General features: G+C 71.6%; 18 protein-coding genes. 11 read left to right on the top strand and 7 right to left on the bottom strand.

Going from position 1 to position 15428, the window contains the following annotated elements:
* Nucleotides 1–152: 152 nt before the first annotated feature.
* The gene (locus K7472_RS04190) at nucleotides 153–419 is read right to left on the bottom strand and encodes a DUF7848 domain-containing protein (protein WP_222973959.1); all 267 of its coding nucleotides are present in this window, start codon (nucleotides 417–419) and stop codon (nucleotides 153–155) included.
* Nucleotides 420–779: 360 nt separating this feature from the next.
* Here K7472_RS04190 and K7472_RS04185 point away from each other — a divergent pair, with 360 nt between their 5' ends.
* Genes K7472_RS04185 through K7472_RS04160 form a run of 6 tightly spaced genes read left to right on the top strand, consistent with a single transcriptional unit; the run spans nucleotide 780 to nucleotide 2600 of the window.
* Nucleotides 780–1613: a helix-turn-helix domain-containing protein gene (locus K7472_RS04185; protein WP_222973957.1), complete on the top strand. Its 834-nt coding sequence runs from the start codon at nucleotides 780–782 to the stop codon at nucleotides 1611–1613.
* Complete coding sequence (locus tag K7472_RS04180; protein WP_222973955.1) at nucleotides 1606–1812, top strand: DUF397 domain-containing protein; 207 nt, start codon at nucleotides 1606–1608, stop codon at nucleotides 1810–1812. The genes K7472_RS04185 and K7472_RS04180 overlap by 8 nt, the downstream gene beginning before the upstream one ends.
* A gap of 14 nt (nucleotides 1813–1826) precedes the next feature.
* The gene (locus K7472_RS04175; protein ID WP_222973953.1) at nucleotides 1827–2027 is read left to right on the top strand and encodes a DUF397 domain-containing protein; all 201 of its coding nucleotides are present in this window, start codon (nucleotides 1827–1829) and stop codon (nucleotides 2025–2027) included.
* Nucleotides 2024–2212 carry a DUF397 domain-containing protein gene (locus K7472_RS04170; RefSeq protein WP_222973951.1) on the top strand — a complete coding sequence of 63 codons (189 nt, stop codon included), beginning with the start codon at nucleotides 2024–2026 and terminating at the stop codon, nucleotides 2210–2212. The genes K7472_RS04175 and K7472_RS04170 overlap by 4 nt, the downstream gene beginning before the upstream one ends.
* Nucleotides 2209–2397: a DUF397 domain-containing protein gene (locus tag K7472_RS04165; RefSeq protein WP_222973948.1), complete on the top strand. Its 189-nt coding sequence runs from the start codon at nucleotides 2209–2211 to the stop codon at nucleotides 2395–2397. The genes K7472_RS04170 and K7472_RS04165 overlap by 4 nt, the downstream gene beginning before the upstream one ends.
* On the top strand, nucleotides 2394–2600 hold the full coding sequence (locus tag K7472_RS04160) for a DUF397 domain-containing protein (RefSeq protein ID WP_222973946.1): 207 nt from the start codon (nucleotides 2394–2396) through the stop codon (nucleotides 2598–2600). Before K7472_RS04165 ends, K7472_RS04160 begins: the two co-directional genes overlap by 4 nt.
* A gap of 76 nt (nucleotides 2601–2676) precedes the next feature.
* On the opposite strand, the gene K7472_RS04155 is transcribed toward K7472_RS04160, so the two are convergent.
* Complete coding sequence (locus K7472_RS04155) at nucleotides 2677–3603, bottom strand: LysR family transcriptional regulator (RefSeq protein WP_308013764.1); 927 nt, start codon at nucleotides 3601–3603, stop codon at nucleotides 2677–2679.
* Nucleotides 3604–3671: 68 nt separating this feature from the next.
* Between K7472_RS04155 and K7472_RS04150 the strand changes: the two genes are divergently transcribed.
* Nucleotides 3672–4922 carry an FAD-dependent monooxygenase gene (locus K7472_RS04150; protein WP_222973944.1) on the top strand — a complete coding sequence of 417 codons (1251 nt, stop codon included), beginning with the start codon at nucleotides 3672–3674 and terminating at the stop codon, nucleotides 4920–4922.
* Nucleotides 4923–5097: 175 nt separating this feature from the next.
* On the opposite strand, the gene K7472_RS04145 is transcribed toward K7472_RS04150, so the two are convergent.
* Nucleotides 5098–5499 (bottom strand): VOC family protein, encoded by a 402-nt coding sequence (locus K7472_RS04145; RefSeq protein ID WP_222973942.1) that lies wholly within the window; start codon nucleotides 5497–5499, stop codon nucleotides 5098–5100.
* Nucleotides 5500–5606: 107 nt separating this feature from the next.
* Between K7472_RS04145 and K7472_RS04140 the strand changes: the two genes are divergently transcribed.
* Complete coding sequence (locus tag K7472_RS04140) at nucleotides 5607–6599, top strand: helix-turn-helix transcriptional regulator (protein WP_222973939.1); 993 nt, start codon at nucleotides 5607–5609, stop codon at nucleotides 6597–6599.
* Nucleotides 6600–6617: 18 nt separating this feature from the next.
* On the opposite strand, the gene K7472_RS04135 is transcribed toward K7472_RS04140, so the two are convergent.
* From K7472_RS04135 to K7472_RS04125, 3 genes are read right to left on the bottom strand one after another with little or no spacing between them, the layout of a single operon-like run.
* The gene (locus tag K7472_RS04135) at nucleotides 6618–7022 is read right to left on the bottom strand and encodes a RidA family protein (RefSeq protein ID WP_222973937.1); all 405 of its coding nucleotides are present in this window, start codon (nucleotides 7020–7022) and stop codon (nucleotides 6618–6620) included.
* Complete coding sequence (locus K7472_RS04130) at nucleotides 7019–7813, bottom strand: IclR family transcriptional regulator (protein ID WP_222973935.1); 795 nt, start codon at nucleotides 7811–7813, stop codon at nucleotides 7019–7021. The genes K7472_RS04135 and K7472_RS04130 overlap by 4 nt, the downstream gene beginning before the upstream one ends.
* A complete protein-coding gene (locus K7472_RS04125) occupies nucleotides 7810–8853 on the bottom strand; it encodes a sugar kinase (protein ID WP_222974368.1) in 1044 nt (347 codons plus the stop codon). The genes K7472_RS04130 and K7472_RS04125 overlap by 4 nt, the downstream gene beginning before the upstream one ends.
* A 189-nt stretch (nucleotides 8854–9042) precedes the next feature.
* Between K7472_RS04125 and K7472_RS04120 the strand changes: the two genes are divergently transcribed.
* The 3 genes from K7472_RS04120 to K7472_RS04110 are packed head-to-tail and all read left to right on the top strand — an operon-like array spanning nucleotide 9043 to nucleotide 13219.
* Nucleotides 9043–10296, top strand: coding sequence for an amino acid deaminase (locus tag K7472_RS04120; RefSeq protein ID WP_222973933.1), 1254 nt, complete (start codon nucleotides 9043–9045; stop codon nucleotides 10294–10296).
* Nucleotides 10297–10327: 31 nt separating this feature from the next.
* Entirely contained in the window at nucleotides 10328–11956 is a 1629-nt protein-coding gene (locus tag K7472_RS04115) for an N-acyl-D-amino-acid deacylase family protein (protein WP_222973931.1), read from the top strand.
* A gap of 51 nt (nucleotides 11957–12007) precedes the next feature.
* Entirely contained in the window at nucleotides 12008–13219 is a 1212-nt protein-coding gene (locus K7472_RS04110; protein WP_222973929.1) for a pyridoxal phosphate-dependent aminotransferase, read from the top strand.
* A gap of 234 nt (nucleotides 13220–13453) precedes the next feature.
* On the opposite strand, the gene K7472_RS04105 is transcribed toward K7472_RS04110, so the two are convergent.
* The gene (locus K7472_RS04105; protein WP_222973926.1) at nucleotides 13454–15265 is read right to left on the bottom strand and encodes a phosphoenolpyruvate carboxykinase (GTP); all 1812 of its coding nucleotides are present in this window, start codon (nucleotides 15263–15265) and stop codon (nucleotides 13454–13456) included.
* Between the last annotated feature and the right edge of the window lie 163 nt (nucleotides 15266–15428).

The following is a 15428-nucleotide window of genomic DNA, read 5'->3' as shown; positions in this document are numbered from 1 at the left end:
CAGGCGCTCCGCGAGGCGTCCGACCTGGGCCGTCAGCCAGCGCAGCGCGAGCTTGGGCGAGATCGTGTCCCACGAGGCCAGTACGTACGTGCGGGTCTGATCCGTGCCGAACACCGGGCCTTCGGCGACCACTTCGCAGCGGTAGGTTCCGTTCATGCCGGGCCGCCTCGCCACATCACCCAGGGGCGTTCGATGACCTCGGCATAGCTGGTGTGTTCCGGGTTCTCCCGCAGATGCCCGAACGCCCACTCCTGCGGCCCGCACGGATCCGCACTCGCCTGCGAACGCTCCCCGCACTCGCTGTCGTCCTCCCGCAACGCCAGACACCGCAACGCGTACGTCACCGCAGGTGCGTCGTCGTCCCGGTCCGGCCGCAACGTCCACTCCACGAACCCGAACACCCGCCTCGGCGCGCTCACAGCACCTCACCGCGACTACGGGCGTTCGCCCTCGCCGTCTGAGCCCGTAAACGCTGCTCAGGACTGACCGCCCGCACGTCCTCGGGCCTCGCGGCCCATTCCCGCCCACCGGTCACCGGCCGCAGGAACCACCGCCCGCACCACTCACCACGGAACTCACCCACCCGGTCCCGCGCCACGTCCACCACGAGCGCCCCCGGCTCAGGCGGACGCGGAAGCTCCATCGGCCCCGCAGGAACGCCCTGGTCACACACGATCACTCCTCTCCGTAGCCATTCCGCTACCAAGCGAGTTCAGCGTGACCTAGAGTTGGTGTTCGTTCAACGTGCTGATAACGGCTGGAAGGTTGGTGACGCCCCCTTGAACCGCAAGGAGTTGAACCCGGACAGCTCCCCGCAGGCAGCGTTCGGCGCCCGCTTGCGCAGCTCACGCGAGGAACGCAAGTGGACGCAGGAGGAGTTGGGCCAGCGGATGGAATATGCCAGCTGCCATATGTCGGCAGTCGAAACTGGTCGCAAGCCTCCGACCTTGCGGTTTTCGCGCAGTGCGGACCTGGCCTTCGGCAGCGGCGACATGTTCGAACGCCTGTGGCGGGAACTGCGGAACGGTTCGCTGCTGGAAGGCTTCCCGGAGTACGTGGGGTACGAGGGGCGGGCGGTGGAGATCCGGCTGTTTCAGGTCGGAATCGTGCCTGGCCTTTTACAGACGCCCGAGTACGCAAGGGTGTTGGCAGACACCGCCGTGGCGCGGGGCGCCATCCCGCCCGAACAAGGCGACGAGCGTGTGGCGCTAGTAGCCGAACGTCAGGCGGCGCTGGTGCGTCCCCGGCCGCCCATGGTGATGGCTGTGCTGGACGAGAGCTGCATCCGCCGCCCGGTCGGCGGACCGGAGATCATGCAGGCCCAACTGCAACGGCTGGTCGAGTTCGCAGCTCTCCCCAACACGGTGCTTCAGGTAGCACCGTACGACATGGGCGAACTTCGACCGTTCGACCTGCCAGTGAACCTGCTGACCCTCTCTGACCGGTCCATGGTCGCGTACGCCGAGGCGCAGACGCGAGGGCACATGGACCGTGAGACCACGCTCATCGTGCCCTTGTTGACGGCCTACCATCAGCTACAGGCCGAAGCGCTCTCACAAGCGGCTTCCGTGGCGATGATCAAGCAGGCAATGGAAGGAACCATCCGTGGCTGACGAACCCCGCTGGTACAAGTCCTCCTACAGCAACAATGGCGGCGACTGCATCGAGGTCGCCGCCAACCTCAGCGGAGCGCACGGCATCGTTCCCGTCCGTGACTCCAAAGACCCGAACGGGCCGGTTCTCTCCTTCCCGACCGACGTCTTCAGCGCTTTCGTGGAGGGCGTCAAGGCTGGAGAATTCGGCGCCGTCTGAAAGGACGCCCCGCGATGACCGAGTCCCTTCGCTGGTCCAAGTCCTCGTACAGCAGCAATGGCGGCGACTGCGTCGAAGTCGCCGCCAACCTCACCGCCTCCCAAGGCGTCGTGCCCGTACGTGACTCCAAGGACCCGGAGGGACCGGTCCTCACCTTCCCGGCCCCCGCCTTCAGCGCCTTCGTGAACAGCATCAAGAACGGGGAGCTGCGATGACCGAACCCCTCCACTGGTTCACGTCCTCCCACAGCGACAACGGCGGCGACTGCGTCGAGGTCGCCGACGCCCAGGACCACGTGCTGGTCCGGGACTCCAAGAACCCTCACGGGCCGGTGCTCGGCTTCCCCGCTGCCGCCTTCGCCGCCTTCGTGAGCAGCGTCAAAGCCGGGGAGCTGCGATGACCGAACCCCTCCGCTGGTTCAAGTCCTCCCACAGCGACAACGGCGGCAACTGCGTCGAAGTCGCCGACACGCAAGACCACGTACTCATCCGCGACTCCAAGAACCCTCACGGGCCCGCGCTCGCCTTCCCGACCTCCGCCTTCGCCGCCTTCGTGAACGACATCAAAACCGGAGAGCTGCGATGACCGAACCCCTCCACTGGTTCACGTCCTCGTACAGCAGCAACGGCGGCGCCTGCGTCGAGATCGCCGCCGACCTCACCGCCTCGCACGGGATCGTTCCCGTCCGTGACTCCAAGGACCCGAACGGGCCGGTCCTCTCCTTCCCGGCCGACGCGTTCTCCGCCTTCGTCGTGAGCGTCAAGGCCGGAGAGTTCGGTCCGGCCTGAGGACCGCCACCGCGCACGCCGGGGACGGCGGCTCACCGCCTGCCGCCTCGCCGACCTCCCGCGCGACGGGGCCGCGTCACGGCGTGGCGCGTTCCCGCTGGGCCGTGCGTCGGCGCGCGGTTTCCTCGACCATCGCCGCCAGTGCGTCCGTCGCGGCGCCAGGGTGCCGGTTCTTGGCGGTCGCGAGCGACAGCGACCAGGTCAGGTTGTCGCTGCCCGGGCCGATGACGCGCAGCGTGGGGCCCGGGTGGGCGTAGGCGTCGGGCAGGATCGCCACCCCCAACCCGTTGCGCACGTACGCCATGGCCGCCTCGGCGTTGGCCACCTCGATGGAGACGTAGCGGGACTGCCCGGCCGTGGTGAACGCGCGGTCGACGATCGACCGGCTGCCGTAGCCGATCGGGAAGTCGACGAAGACGTCGTCGGCCAGCTCGGCCAGGGTCGCCGCTCCGCGACCCGCCAGGGGATGGGTCGGGGCCACGACGAGGTGCATGCTGACGGACAGGAGCGGGGTCAGCCGCAGGCGGTGACCGGCGGGACCGGGTTCGGACAGCAGGGCCAGATCGAGACGGCCGGCGGCCAGGTCGTCGGCGAGGTCGCGGGAACCGCCCGACCGGTGGCTGAGCCGCACGCGCACCCGTGGGTGGTCCCTGTGCATCCGGCCCAGGGCGGCGGGAAGATCGATGTCGGGCAGCGAGGACACCACCCCGAGACGGACCTCGCCCTGGATACCGCCCTGGACCTCGTCGACGGCGTCGATGGCGGCCCGGGCCGCCGCGAGTGTGTCGCGGGCCCGCGGAAGCAGGGCGCGACCGGCCTCGGTCAGGGACACCTCACGGGAGGTGCGGTGGACGAGCTGGGCCCGCAACTGCCTCTCCAACGTCTTGAGTCCGGCCGAGACCGCGGATTGCACCACGTGCAACCGTGCCGCTGCCCGGGTGAAGTTCCGCTCCTCCACCACGGCGACGAAGTACTCCAGTTGCCGAAGCTCCACACCGATCACGATCGTTGATGGTAGTCAGCGCCGTTCATCGTTGGACGCGAACGGCTCGGTGGATGAGGCTCGTTGGCATGGGAGAAACGGAACCGAACGTCAGCGTGCGCAACAGCCGGGTCCTGATCGTCGGTGCCGGGGTCGCGGGACCGACCCTGGCGTTCTGGCTCGCCCGCCACGGCTTCACCCCGACGGTGGTCGAGCGGTCGCGGCGGGTACGCGGGGGCGGTCAGGCGATCGACGTGCACGGCAGGGCCGTCGACGTGCTGGCGAAGATGGGGCTGCTCGACGCCGCGCGCGCCGCCCGGACCGGTATCCGGGGCATGGACTTCGTCGACGCCCGCGGCCGGACCGTGGCCAGGACCACCGCGTTCAGCCTCACGGGCGGAGTCGCGGGCGGCCCCGACATCGAGTTGATGCGCAGCGACCTGGCGACGTTGCTGCTGGACAGCACGCGTGCCACCACCGAGTACGTCCACGGTGATCACCCGGTGGCACTCGAACAGACCGGCACGGCCGTCACCGTCGAGTTCGCGAGCGGGTCGGTCCGGGAGTTCGACCTGGTGGTGGGCGCCGACGGCGTCCGCTCCGCCACCCGGTCGTTGGCGTTCCCGGCGGGCAGCCACCGCCTGCACCGGCTCGGGCGCTACATCGCCATCGGGGACGTCCCCAACTTCCTCGGCTACGACCGCTGGGAGACCTTCTACGCCGCGGGGCCGGACCGTCGGGTCTGCTACTTCGCCGGCGCGGGTTCCACTCGCGTGATGTTCACCAAGACCGACCCGGACCTCGACGTCGACCAGCACGACGGCGAGAGCCTACGGGCGCTGCTGCGCTCCCACTTCGCCGGTGACGGCTGGCAGACCGACCGTCTGCTCGACGAGGTCACGGGCACCCCCGACTTCTACTTCGACGATCTGCGCCAGGTCCACATGGACTCCTGGCACCTCGGACGGGTCGCGCTCGTCGGGGACGCCGGCTACTGCGCCTCACCCTCCTCCGGCCTGGGAACGACCCTGGCCATCGTCGGGGCCTACGTCCTGGCCGGTGAACTGGCCGCCGCCCACGGCGATCACCAGGTCGCGTTCGCCCGCTACGACCGGCGGATGCGGCCGTTCGTCGCGGACTGCCAGGAACGCGCGCGCCGCGGCGGGAACCTCTACGTCACCCGCTCCCGCTTCTGGCTGCAGATGCAGCAGATCCGGCTCTCCAACCTGCCCCCGCTCCGACGCGTCATGACCGGTCTGGCCGCCGGAAGCAAGGAACGCATCGGCATGGGCATCACCCTCCCCGACGACGACCGCGACACTGTGTCGCCGATCCCGTGATCCGCGATCCACGCCCAGGCCGTCGATGGCATCGGTCATGAGTGTCCGCTAGCGCTCAGCGGGCCAGGAACTCGTCCACCCGGATCTCGTCCCGCGACGACCAGGGTGACGGCCGCGACGCCTCGGCTCCGCCGTCGCCGGCGGCGACTCCCGCGCGCACGGCCCCGCGCAGGCGTCAGCGTGCGAACTTCTCGATGGCCGCCGGGGTGACGGGCGTGAAGAAGTTGACGAGGTTGCCGTCGGGGTCGCGGAAGAGCAGCGAGCGGTTGCCCCAGGGCATCGTGGTGGGACCGGCGACGAAGTCGGTGACGAAGCCGGTCAGGCTCTCGTGGACGCGGTCCACGTCGTCGACGAGGAACTCCGTGATCACGCTGTGGTTGTCCGCCGGGCGGGCGGAGCCCGGGGCGAACAGCGGGACGGTGCTGGTGCCGCCGATCGCGAGGGTGGCGCCCGCCGCCGTCTTCAGTTCGGCGAACTCCTCGGTGAACCACGTCGCCCGCGCCCCCGTGGCCCGCTCGTAGAACGCGACGAGGCGGGCCACGTCGTCGGTGATGATGCGGATCGAGACGAACTCCATGGGAATCTCCTTGGCTGTGCTGAAGGCCCGCACGTTCCGGCCTGTGCTTCGCAGCCTAGGACGGATACCGGACAGAATCGGTCCTGTATTCGCGTTAGGCTGCGGACATGTCCCGACCCACCGCCCGCGTGCTGACACTCCTGGAGCTGTTGCAGTCCGGCGGCACCCGGACGGTCGCCGAGCTGGCCGACCGCCTCGGTGTGGAAGGGCGCACCGTGCGGCGCTACGTGGACCAGCTGATCGACCTGGACGTCCCCGTGGAATCGGTGCGCGGCCGCTACGGCGGGTACCGGCTCGCTCCCGGGTACCGCCTGCCTCCGCTGATGTTCAGCGACGACGAGGCGCTGGCCGTGCTGCTCGGCCTGTTCGCCGGCCGTCGTGCGGGGCTGACGACGGCGCAGCAGACGGCGAACGAGACGGCGTCGGCGAAGATCCGGCGGGTGCTGCCCCGGCACATCGCCCGTCGCCTCGACACGCTCCTGGAATCCCTCGCCTTCACCGAACAGCCCGGAGCGTCCGACACCCCGGACGCCGACGTCCTGCTCGCCGTCGCCGACGCGGTGCGCCACCGCCGACCGGTCTCCATCCGCTACACGGACCGCGACGGACGGCGCAGCGACCGCACGCTGCACGCGTACGGGATCGTCGTCCACGGGGGCCGGTGGTACGTCACGGGCCAGGACGCCCGGATCGGCGAGGACCGGACCTTCCGGCTCGATCGCATCGCGGACGCGCGGACCCTGCCCGGCTCGTTCGAGGCGCCCGCGGGTCCCGACCCGGCACAGCGCCTGTTGTCGGCGTTCGCCACGGCCGAGTACCGGCACGAGGTGACCTTGCGGGTGCACGGGACGGTCGAGCGGATCCGTGCCCATCTCCCCGCCAGCATCGCGGAGTTGGAGGAACACGAGCCCGCGGCGGACCAGGACGACCCGGCGGCCGGACGCTGGTGGCGCGTCGAGCTGCGGGCGGAACGGCTCGACTGGCTGCCTCCGCTGCTCGCCGCCCTCGACCGGCCGTTCGTCATCGAGCGCCCCGACGAACTGCGCGACCTCGTCACCGCGTTCGCCGACCGCCTCGCGTCCCGCGCCCGCCAGGCCTGACCGCGAGGACCGGCGCGTTCAGCCCAGCACCGCCAGCGCGTCGATCTCCACCAGCAGCCCGGCCGGCAGGCCCACGTAGACGGTGGTACGGGCCGGGGGCACCGTCACCCGTTCCGCCAGGAACTCGTCGTAGAGCGCGTTGAACTCGGCGAAGTGCGCGGTGTCGGTGAGGTAGACGCGCAGCATCACCGCGTCCTCCCAGCCGGCCCCGCCCTCCTCCAGCACCGCCTGGACGTTGGCCAGGGTCTGGAGCGTCTGCTCGCGCAGGCCGGGGCCGGCCGGTTCCGGCTTCCGGCCCTCCTGCGCGGGCAGGAAGCCGACCTGTCCGGCGACCTGGAGGACGCCGCCCTTGCGCACGCCGTGCGAGAAGCGGGCGGGCGGGGCGGTGTGGGTGGCGGGGGTGACGGCGACCTTGTCGCTCATGCTCGATCGGCCTCTCGTTGGCTCGGGTTGGGGAGCGGATTGGGGATCGCGTCGCCGCCCGCGTACTCGCGGGTGACGGCCCGGGCGGTGCTGAGCACCAGCGGGCGCAGGGCGAGCAGTTCCTCGGCGGTGACGACGACGTTGGGCGCCGAGATCGACAGCGCGGCGGCGACCCGGCCGTCCGGACCGCGCACCGGGGCGGCGACGCAGTTGATGGACTCCTCGTGGCCGCCGAGGTCGGCGGCCCAGCCCTGTTCGCGTACGACGGCGAGTTCGGCGAGGTAGGCGGCGGCGTCGGGCGTGGAGCACGGGGTGTAGGCGGGATACTCCAACCGGGCTGCTGTGGAACGCCGTTCGGGCTCGGGGAGGTCGGCCAGCAGCACCTTGGCGACGGCGGCCACCGTGATCGCCACCGGCCGCCCGACGCGCGAGTACATCCGCACCGGGTAGCGGCTGTCCACCTTGTCGACGTAGACCACCTCGCCCTCCTCGCGCACCGCCAGGTGCACGGTGTGCCCGCACTCCTCGCCGAGCGCGACCAGATAGGGGTGCGCGGTCTCGCGGACGTCCAGCGCCTCCATCGCGTGCTGGGCGAGCCCGAACAGCCCGGCGCCCAGCCGGTAGCGCTGGTCCGGCTGGCGGTGCACGAGGCCGTGGGCGTGCAGGGTGCGCAGGAGGCGCAGGGCGGTGGACTTGTGGACGTCCAGCCGCGTCGCGACCTGTTCGAGCCCGGCCGGGCCCTCGGCGAGCAGCGGCAGGATGCTCAGCGCGCGATCGACGCTCTGACTCACGATGCGGTCTCCGTCCGGCCCGCGGTCTCCGTCCGGCCCGCACCAGCCGCCTCAGTCCGGCTCGCGCCCGCCGCCTCCGTCCGCCCCCCGCCCTCCGTCCAGCCCGCCGCCAGCCGCAGCCCCCGCCAGGCGGCCTCGTCCAGCGCGACCAGCGCGTCGGCGTCGTCGCGGGCGGGCGGCGTGCCCAGATCGGCGTGGACGGTGAGCGCGGCGGCGGCCAGCAGATGCCCGTGCCGCAGCCGGTGTGCCATCGGCAGCCCGCGCAGGCAGCCGGAGAGGAACCCGGCGGCGAACGCGTCGCCCGCGCCGACCGGTTCGACGACCTCGACGCGCGGCGCGGGCACCTCGACGGCCGGTGCGCCGCAGGCGTACGCGATCGCGCCGTCCGGGCCGCGCTTGACGACGAGCAGGCCGGGCTCCGGCAACGCGGCCCGTACCGCGTCGGCGTCCGGGAGGCCCCACGCCTCGTGCGCCTCGTCCTCGCCGACGAACACCACGTCGCAGTCGCGGGCCAGCTCCGCCAGCACCGCCGGATCTCCCGAACGCCACAGCGCCGGGCGGTGGTTGACGTCGAACGACACCACCGGCCGGCCCGGCCGCCGCGCGGTCAGCGTCCGGAGCAGGGCGAGGCAGGGCGCGGACAGGGCGGCGGTGATGCCCGACAGGTGCAGGACGCGGCCGGACCGCACGGCGGACCCCATCGCGCCGTCCCCCGCCACGCCCTCCGGGGACATCGCGGACGCGGCGGACCCGGCACGGTGGTAGAGCACCCCGGTCCGGTCCGCCAGCCGCTCCTTGAAGTAGATCCCGGTGGGCCGGTGCGGATCGCGCTCGACGGCGCGCACGTCCACGCCGCACGCGGCGATCTCCGCCAGCAGATGGTCGCCGAAGGGGTCGGTGCCGACCCGGCTCACCCAGCGGGCGCGATGGCCGTAACGGGCCAGGTAGCAGGCGACGTTGGACTCGGCGCCGCCGATGCCCCGGTGGAAGCGGGTCACACCGGCGAGCGGGCCGCGCGTCTCGGGCGTGAAGGCGGCCATGGACTCGCCGACGCACACCACGTCGAACTCCGCGCCGCCGCCGTCGCGGTCCGGCTCCCGTTCCGTCGTGAAGAGCACGTCCGCCTCCGTCCTTCCGTTGACCCGCCGCCGCGCCGGATGTTAGACAACGGGAAGCACCGTACGCAATGAGCGTTGCACAGGATGCAACGCACTCGTCGAGGAGGCCGGATGCCCACCGTCGCGGAGCTGTCGCGGGAACGGGTCGACCACCGCTTCAAGAGCCTGCCGCCGGACGCGGAGGGCCGCACCCTCGGTGAACTGGCCGCCGAGCGCCGCGACTTGTTCGAGGGCGGCTTCCTCACCCCCGTGCTGACGCTGCTCGCGCCCGCGCTGGAGCACAACCTCGACCAGCTGGAGCACTACGCGCACGACCACCGGCTGGCCTTCGCGCCGCACGGCAAGACCTCGATGGCCCCGCAGCTCTTCGACCGCCAACTGGCGCGCGGCGCCTGGGGCATCACCGCCGCGACCCCCTGGCAGGCCCGCGTCTACCGCGCGTACGGCGTCCGGCGGATCTTCCTGGCCAACCAGGTCGTGGACCCGGCGGCGCTGCGCTGGATCTGCGCCGAGCTGACGTCCGACCCGGAGTTCCGGCTGGTGTGCTACGTGGACTCGGTGCGCGGCGTGGAGCTGATGGACGCGGCGCTCACCGCGACGCTCGACGTGGTCGTGGAACTGGGCGTGCCCGGCGGACGCACCGGGGTGCGCGACGAAGCGGCGGCCGACGTCGTCGCCGACGCGGTGGCGGCCTCCCGGTGGCTGCGGCTGGTGGGCGTCGCGGGCTACGAGGGCGAGGTCCCGGAGAAGACGGAGGACGCGGTCACCGCGTGGCTGGACCGACTCGTGGCGCTGACCCGGCGGTTCGACGCGGCGGGCCGCTTCGCGGAGGCGGACGAGATCGTGCTGAGCGCGGGCGGCAGCGCCTGGTTCGACGCGGTGGCCAAGGCCTTCGAGCCGGTCGACGGGCTGTCGAAGCCGGTGCTGCGGCTGCTGCGTTCGGGCGCCTACGTCACCCACGACGACGGCCACTACAGCGAGATCACGCCGTTCCACGACCGCGTACCGGCCGAGGGCTCGTTGCGACCGGCGCTGCGGTTGTGGACGCAGGTCGTCTCCCGGCCGGAGCCGGACCGCGCGTTCCTCAACGCGGGCAAGCGCGACGCCCCGTACGACCTGGGCATGCCCGTACCGCAGGTGATCCGGGGCGCGGACGGCTCGCTGCGCCCGGCGGACGGACTGCGCGTGACGAAGCTCGCCGACCAGCACGCGTTCGTGGAACTCACCCCCGAGACACCGCTGGAGGTCGGCGAGTGGGTGGGGCTCGGCCTGTCGCACCCGTGCACGTCCTTCGACAAGTGGCAGCTGATCCCGGTGGTCGAACAGGACGGCACGGTCACCGACTTCGTGCGCACGTTCTTCTGACGCGTCCCGACTCACCGCGAAGGCGGCCCCCTTGGATCTCGTCCTGCGAGACGCGACCGTGGTCGACGGCACCGGCGCCACGTCCCCGTACCGCGCCGACGTCGCCCTCGCGGACGGGCGGATCGCCGCCGTCGTGCCGTACGGGACGGGCCGCCGGCCGGGCGGGCGCCGGGTGCTGGACGCCGAAGGGCTCGCGCTGGCACCGGGGTTCATCGACATGCACGCCCACAGCGACCTCGCCCTGCTGCGCGACCCCGCGCACGAGGCGAAGACCGCGCAGGGCGTGACGCTGGAGGTGCTGGGCCAGGACGGGCTGTCGTACGCGCCGGTGGACGACGCCACGCTGGAGGCGGTGCGGGCGCACATCGCGGGGTGGAACGGCGACGGCGGCGACGTCGACTTCGACTGGCGTTCGGTCGGCGGCTACCTCGACCGGCTGGACCGGCAGGGCATCGCCGTCAACGCCGCCTACCTGGTGCCGCAGGGGACGGTACGGGCGATGGTGGTCGGCTGGTCGGACCGCCCGGCGACGGCGGACGAGCTGGACCGGATGAAGGCGCTGGTGGCGGCCGGGCTCGCGGAGGGCGCGGTCGGCATGTCGTCCGGGCTCACCTACACCCCCGGCATGTACGCGCCGACCGCAGAACTCACCGCGCTGTGCCGGGTGGTGGCCGCCCACGGCGGCTACTACTGCCCCCACCACCGCGGCTACGGCGCGGGCGCGCTGGAGGCGTACCGCGAGATGCTGACGGTGACCCGGGACGCGGGCTGCGCGCTGCACCTGGCGCACGCCACGATGAACTTCCCCGCCAACGCCGGTCGCGCCGGAGAGATGCTGGCCCTGCTGGACGAGGCGATCGCGCACGGCGCCGACGTCACCCTCGACAGCTACCCGTACCTCGCGGGCTGCACGACGCTCGCCGCGCTGCTGCCGGGCTGGGCCACCGAGGGCGGCCCCGAGGCGACGCTGCGCGCGCTGCGCGACGACGCGACGGCCGCGCGGATACGGCACGCGATGGAGGTCACCGGCTCCGACGGCTGCCACGGCGTGCCCGTCGACTGGGACACCGTCGAGGTCTCCGGCGTCGGGGACCGGGCGCTCGCCGGGCAGGTCGGCGCGACCATCGCGGGGATCGCGCGGGAACGCGGCGAGGAGCCGTTCGCCGTGGCGCGGGCCCTGCTGCTGGCGGACCGGCTGGCGACGACGATCCTCCAGCACGTCGGCGACGAGACGAACGTCCGCGCGATCATGCGCCACCCGGCCCACACCGGCGGCAGCGACGGCATCCTGCGCGGCGACAAGCCGCATCCGCGCGCGTACGGCACCTTCCCGCACTACCTCGGCCACTACGTGCGCGAGATGGGCGTGCTGTCGCTGGCCGAGTGCGTCGCCCACCTCACCGGGCGCCCCGCCGCCCGCCTGGGCCTGGCCGACCGGGGCCTGATCCGGGTGGGCCACCGCGCCGACCTGGTGCTCTTCGACCCCGCGACGGTGACGGCGGGCGCGACCTACGCCGCGCCCAGGACCGCCCCCGCCGGGATCCCGTACGTGCTGATCGACGGCCGATTCGTCATGGAGGACGGGCGGCGGACGGGCGTGCTGGCGGGGCGGTCGGTGCGCCGTTCGCGGGCGCCGTCCTCACGCCCACCGGTGCGGTGACGTGGCGAAAAACACCGGGCGGGGCGCGGAGGCTGCCCGTAGGGTGTGCGCATGCAGGTCATCCAGTCGACGAAGCTCGCGAACGTGTGTTACGAGATCCGGGGCCCGGTTCTCGAAGAAGCGATGCGGCTGGAGGCGGCGGGTCACCGCATTCTCAAGCTGAACACCGGCAACCCGGCGCCCTTCGGCTTCGAGTGCCCGCCGGAGATCCTGGAAGACATGCTGCGCTCGCTCGGCGACGCGCACGGCTACGGCGACGCCAAGGGCCTGCTGTCGGCACGCCGCGCGGTCGTCCAGCACTACCAGCCCCAGGGCATCGAGCTGGACGTCGAGGACGTCTACCTCGGCAACGGCGTCTCCGAACTGATCCAGATGTCCATGCAGGCGCTGCTGGACGACGGCGACGAGGTGCTGGTCCCCGCCCCCGACTACCCGTTGTGGACCGCCGCGGTCTCGCTGGCCGGCGGCACGGCCGTGCACTACCGCTGCGACGAGCAGTCCGACTGGATGCCGGACCTCGCCGACATCGAGCGCAAGGTGACCGACCGCACCAAGGCGATCGTCGTCATCAACCCCAACAACCCCACCGGCGCGGTCTACGACGACGAGATGGTCCGGTCCCTGGCCGACATCGCCCGCCGCCACCAGCTGATCGTCTGCTCCGACGAGATCTACGACAAGATCCTCTACGACGACGCCACCCACACCCCGACCGCCGCCCTCGCGCCCGACCTGCTGACGCTCACGTTCAACGGGCTGTCCAAGGCGTACCGGGTCGCCGGGTACCGCAGCGGCTGGATGGCGGTCTGCGGACCGAAGGCGCACGCGGGCAGCTACATCGAGGGCCTGACGATCCTGGCGAACATGCGGTTGTGCGCGAACATGCCCGCGCAACACGCGATCGCGACCGCGCTGGGCGGTCACCAGTCGATCAACTCCCTCGTCCTGCCCGGCGGCCGCCTGCGCGCGCAGCGCGACGCGACGTACGAGGCGCTGACCGCGATCCCGGGCATCACGTGCGTCAAGCCGAAGGGCGCGCTGTACGCGTTCCCGAGGCTGGACCCGTCGGTCTACAAGATCAAGGACGACCGCCAGATGGTCCTGGACCTGCTGAGGGCGGAGAAGATCATGATCGTCCACGGCACGGGCTTCAACTGGCCGGAGCCCGACCACTTCCGCATCGTGACGCTGCCGAGGGCGGAGGACCTGACGGACGCGGTCCAGAGGATCGGTTCCTTCTTGGACGGCTACGCGCAGTTCTGAGCCCCTGAAAACCAGGCGATCGCGCCCACCCCGAAGCCCCGAAAGGGGCGCGGGGAACTGCGCGCTCAGCCACCACCGGCCGGTGGCCGAACAACGACCGTAGGCCCCCAGACCGGTGACCCAGTCCCGGTCCGTCGTGGCTGCTCGCGCAGTTCCCCGCGCCCCTAAAAGATCTCGGGCTCAGCCCATCAAGCCCAAAGGGGCGCGGGGAAACGCCCCGCGCCCCTAAAGAAATCAGCCCAGACGTCGCACCAGGCTCCGGTACTCGTCCCACAGTTCCTTCGGGGTGTGGTCACCGAAGGTCTCCAGGTGCTGCGGGATCAGCGAAGCCTCCTCGCGCCAGACCTCCTCGTCGACCGACAGCAGCAGGTCGAGGTCCGCCTCGGAGATGTCGAGGCCGGCCGTGTCGAGCGCGCCGCGCTCCGGCAGCACGCCGATCGGCGTCTCGACGCCCGCCGCCTCGCCGTTGAGCCGCTCGACGATCCACTTGAGCACGCGCCCGTTCTCGCCGAAGCCCGGCCAGACGAAGCGCCCGCCCGCGTCCTTGCGGAACCAGTTGACGTAGTAGATCTTCGGCAGGTTCGCCGCGTCGTGCGTCTGCCCGATCTTCACCCAGTGACCGAAGTAGTCGCCCATGTTGTAGCCGCAGAACGGCAGCATCGCGAACGGGTCGCGGCGCAGTTCGCCGACCTTGCCCTCGGCCGCGGCGGTCTTCTCGGAGGCCACGTTCGCACCGAGGAACACCCCGTGCTGCCAGTCGAACGACTCGGTGACCAGCGGCACCGCGGAGGCACGCCGCCCGCCGAACAGGATCGCCGAGATCGGCACGCCCCGCGGGTCCTCCCACTCGGGCGCGATGATCGGGCACTGCGAAGCGGGCACCGTGAAGCGGGCGTTGGGGTGCGCGGCGGGCGTGCCGGACTCGGGCGTCCAGTCGTTGCCCTTCCAGTCCGTCAGGTGCGCCGGGGTCTCCTCGGTCATCCCCTCCCACCACACGTCGCCGTCGTCGGTGAGGGCGACGTTGGTGAAGACCGAGTTGCCGTACATGGTCTTCATCGCGTTGGCGTTGGTGTGCTCGCCGGTGCCGGGGGCGACGCCGAAGAAGCCCGCCTCGGGGTTGATCGCGTACAGGCGGCCGTCCTCGCCGAAGCGCATCCACGCGATGTCGTCGCCGATGGTCTCCACGGTCCAGCCGGGGATCGTCGGCTCCAGCATGGCCAGGTTGGTCTTGCCGCAGGCCGACGGGAACGCGGCGGCCACGTACTTCGGCTGCCCCTTCGGCGGGGTGAGCTTCAGGATGAGCATGTGCTCGGCGAGCCAGCCCTCGTCCCGGGCCATGACCGAGGCGATGCGCAGCGCGTAGCACTTCTTGCCGAGCAGCGCGTTGCCGCCGTAGCCCGAGCCGTAGGACCAGATCTCGCGGTCCTCGGGGAAGTGCGAGATGTACTTGGTGGAGTTGCACGGCCACGGCACGTCGGCCTGGCCCGCCTCCAGCGGGGCGCCGAGGGTGTGCACGGCCTTGACGAAGAAGCCGTCCTCGCCCAGCTCGTCCAGGACCTGCTGCCCCATGCGGGTCATGGTGCGCATCGAGACGGCGACGTAGGCGGAGTCGGTGATCTCCACGCCCAGCGCCGACAGCGGCGAGCCCAGCGGGCCCATGCAGAACGGCACGACGTACATCGTGCGGCCGCGCATCGAGCCGCGGAACAGCCCCTTGTCACCGGCGAAGACCTCCCGCATCTCGGCGGGGGCCTTCCAGTGGTTGGTGGGGCCGGCGTCCTCCTCCTTCTCGGAGCAGATGAACGTGCGGTCCTCGACGCGGGCCACGTCGGTCGGGTCGGACGCCGCGTAGTAGGAGTTGGGGCGCTTGACGGGGTCGAGCCGCTTGAAGGTGCCCTTGGCGACGAGTTCGTCGCACAGCCGCTGGTACTCGTCCTCCGAGCCGTCGCACCAGACGATCTCGTCGGGCTGGGTCAGCTCGGCGATCTCGCCGACCCATGCGATCAGGTCCTGGTGTGTGGTGGGAGCCGCATTGCCGCGCGCCACGATCGCTCCGTCCCGCCCGGGACCACGAGGAAGCCGGGCGTCAATGTCGAGGGTTGAGGGGGCCCCTTGGGGGCTGCGACCCGGATGCTTCATGGCCGCTCATCCGGTGCCGACCGCACTCATATGAGTGTCTGGCCCGTACACCCGATCTGTCCAGCCCCGG

Origin of the sequence: Streptantibioticus parmotrematis (assembly GCF_019890615.1) — a bacterium.
GTDB lineage: Bacteria > Actinomycetota > Actinomycetes > Streptomycetales > Streptomycetaceae > Streptantibioticus_D > Streptantibioticus_D parmotrematis.
The sequence above is the reverse complement of the archived record's forward strand: the minus strand, read 5'-3'. Positions and strand labels throughout refer to the sequence as shown.

What these genes read in the sequence shown, in the direction of transcription:
- K7472_RS04150 (WP_222973944.1), top strand. Translation starts at nt 3,672, where the DNA reads ATGGGAGAAACGGAACCGAACGTCAGCGTGCGCAACAGCCGGGTCCTG.
- K7472_RS04160 (WP_222973946.1), top strand. Translation starts at nt 2,394, where the DNA reads ATGACCGAACCCCTCCACTGGTTCACGTCCTCGTACAGCAGCAACGGC.
- K7472_RS04145 (WP_222973942.1), bottom strand. Translation starts at nt 5,499, where the DNA reads ATGGAGTTCGTCTCGATCCGCATCATCACCGACGACGTGGCCCGCCTC.
- K7472_RS04120 (WP_222973933.1), top strand. Translation starts at nt 9,043, where the DNA reads ATGCCCACCGTCGCGGAGCTGTCGCGGGAACGGGTCGACCACCGCTTC.
- K7472_RS04110 (WP_222973929.1), top strand. Translation starts at nt 12,008, where the DNA reads ATGCAGGTCATCCAGTCGACGAAGCTCGCGAACGTGTGTTACGAGATC.
- K7472_RS04140 (WP_222973939.1), top strand. Translation starts at nt 5,607, where the DNA reads ATGTCCCGACCCACCGCCCGCGTGCTGACACTCCTGGAGCTGTTGCAG.
- K7472_RS04170 (WP_222973951.1), top strand. Translation starts at nt 2,024, where the DNA reads ATGACCGAACCCCTCCACTGGTTCACGTCCTCCCACAGCGACAACGGC.
- K7472_RS04135 (WP_222973937.1), bottom strand. Translation starts at nt 7,022, where the DNA reads ATGAGCGACAAGGTCGCCGTCACCCCCGCCACCCACACCGCCCCGCCC.
- K7472_RS04175 (WP_222973953.1), top strand. Translation starts at nt 1,827, where the DNA reads ATGACCGAGTCCCTTCGCTGGTCCAAGTCCTCGTACAGCAGCAATGGC.
- K7472_RS04125 (WP_222974368.1), bottom strand. Translation starts at nt 8,853, where the DNA reads ATGGCCGCCTTCACGCCCGAGACGCGCGGCCCGCTCGCCGGTGTGACC.
- K7472_RS04165 (WP_222973948.1), top strand. Translation starts at nt 2,209, where the DNA reads ATGACCGAACCCCTCCGCTGGTTCAAGTCCTCCCACAGCGACAACGGC.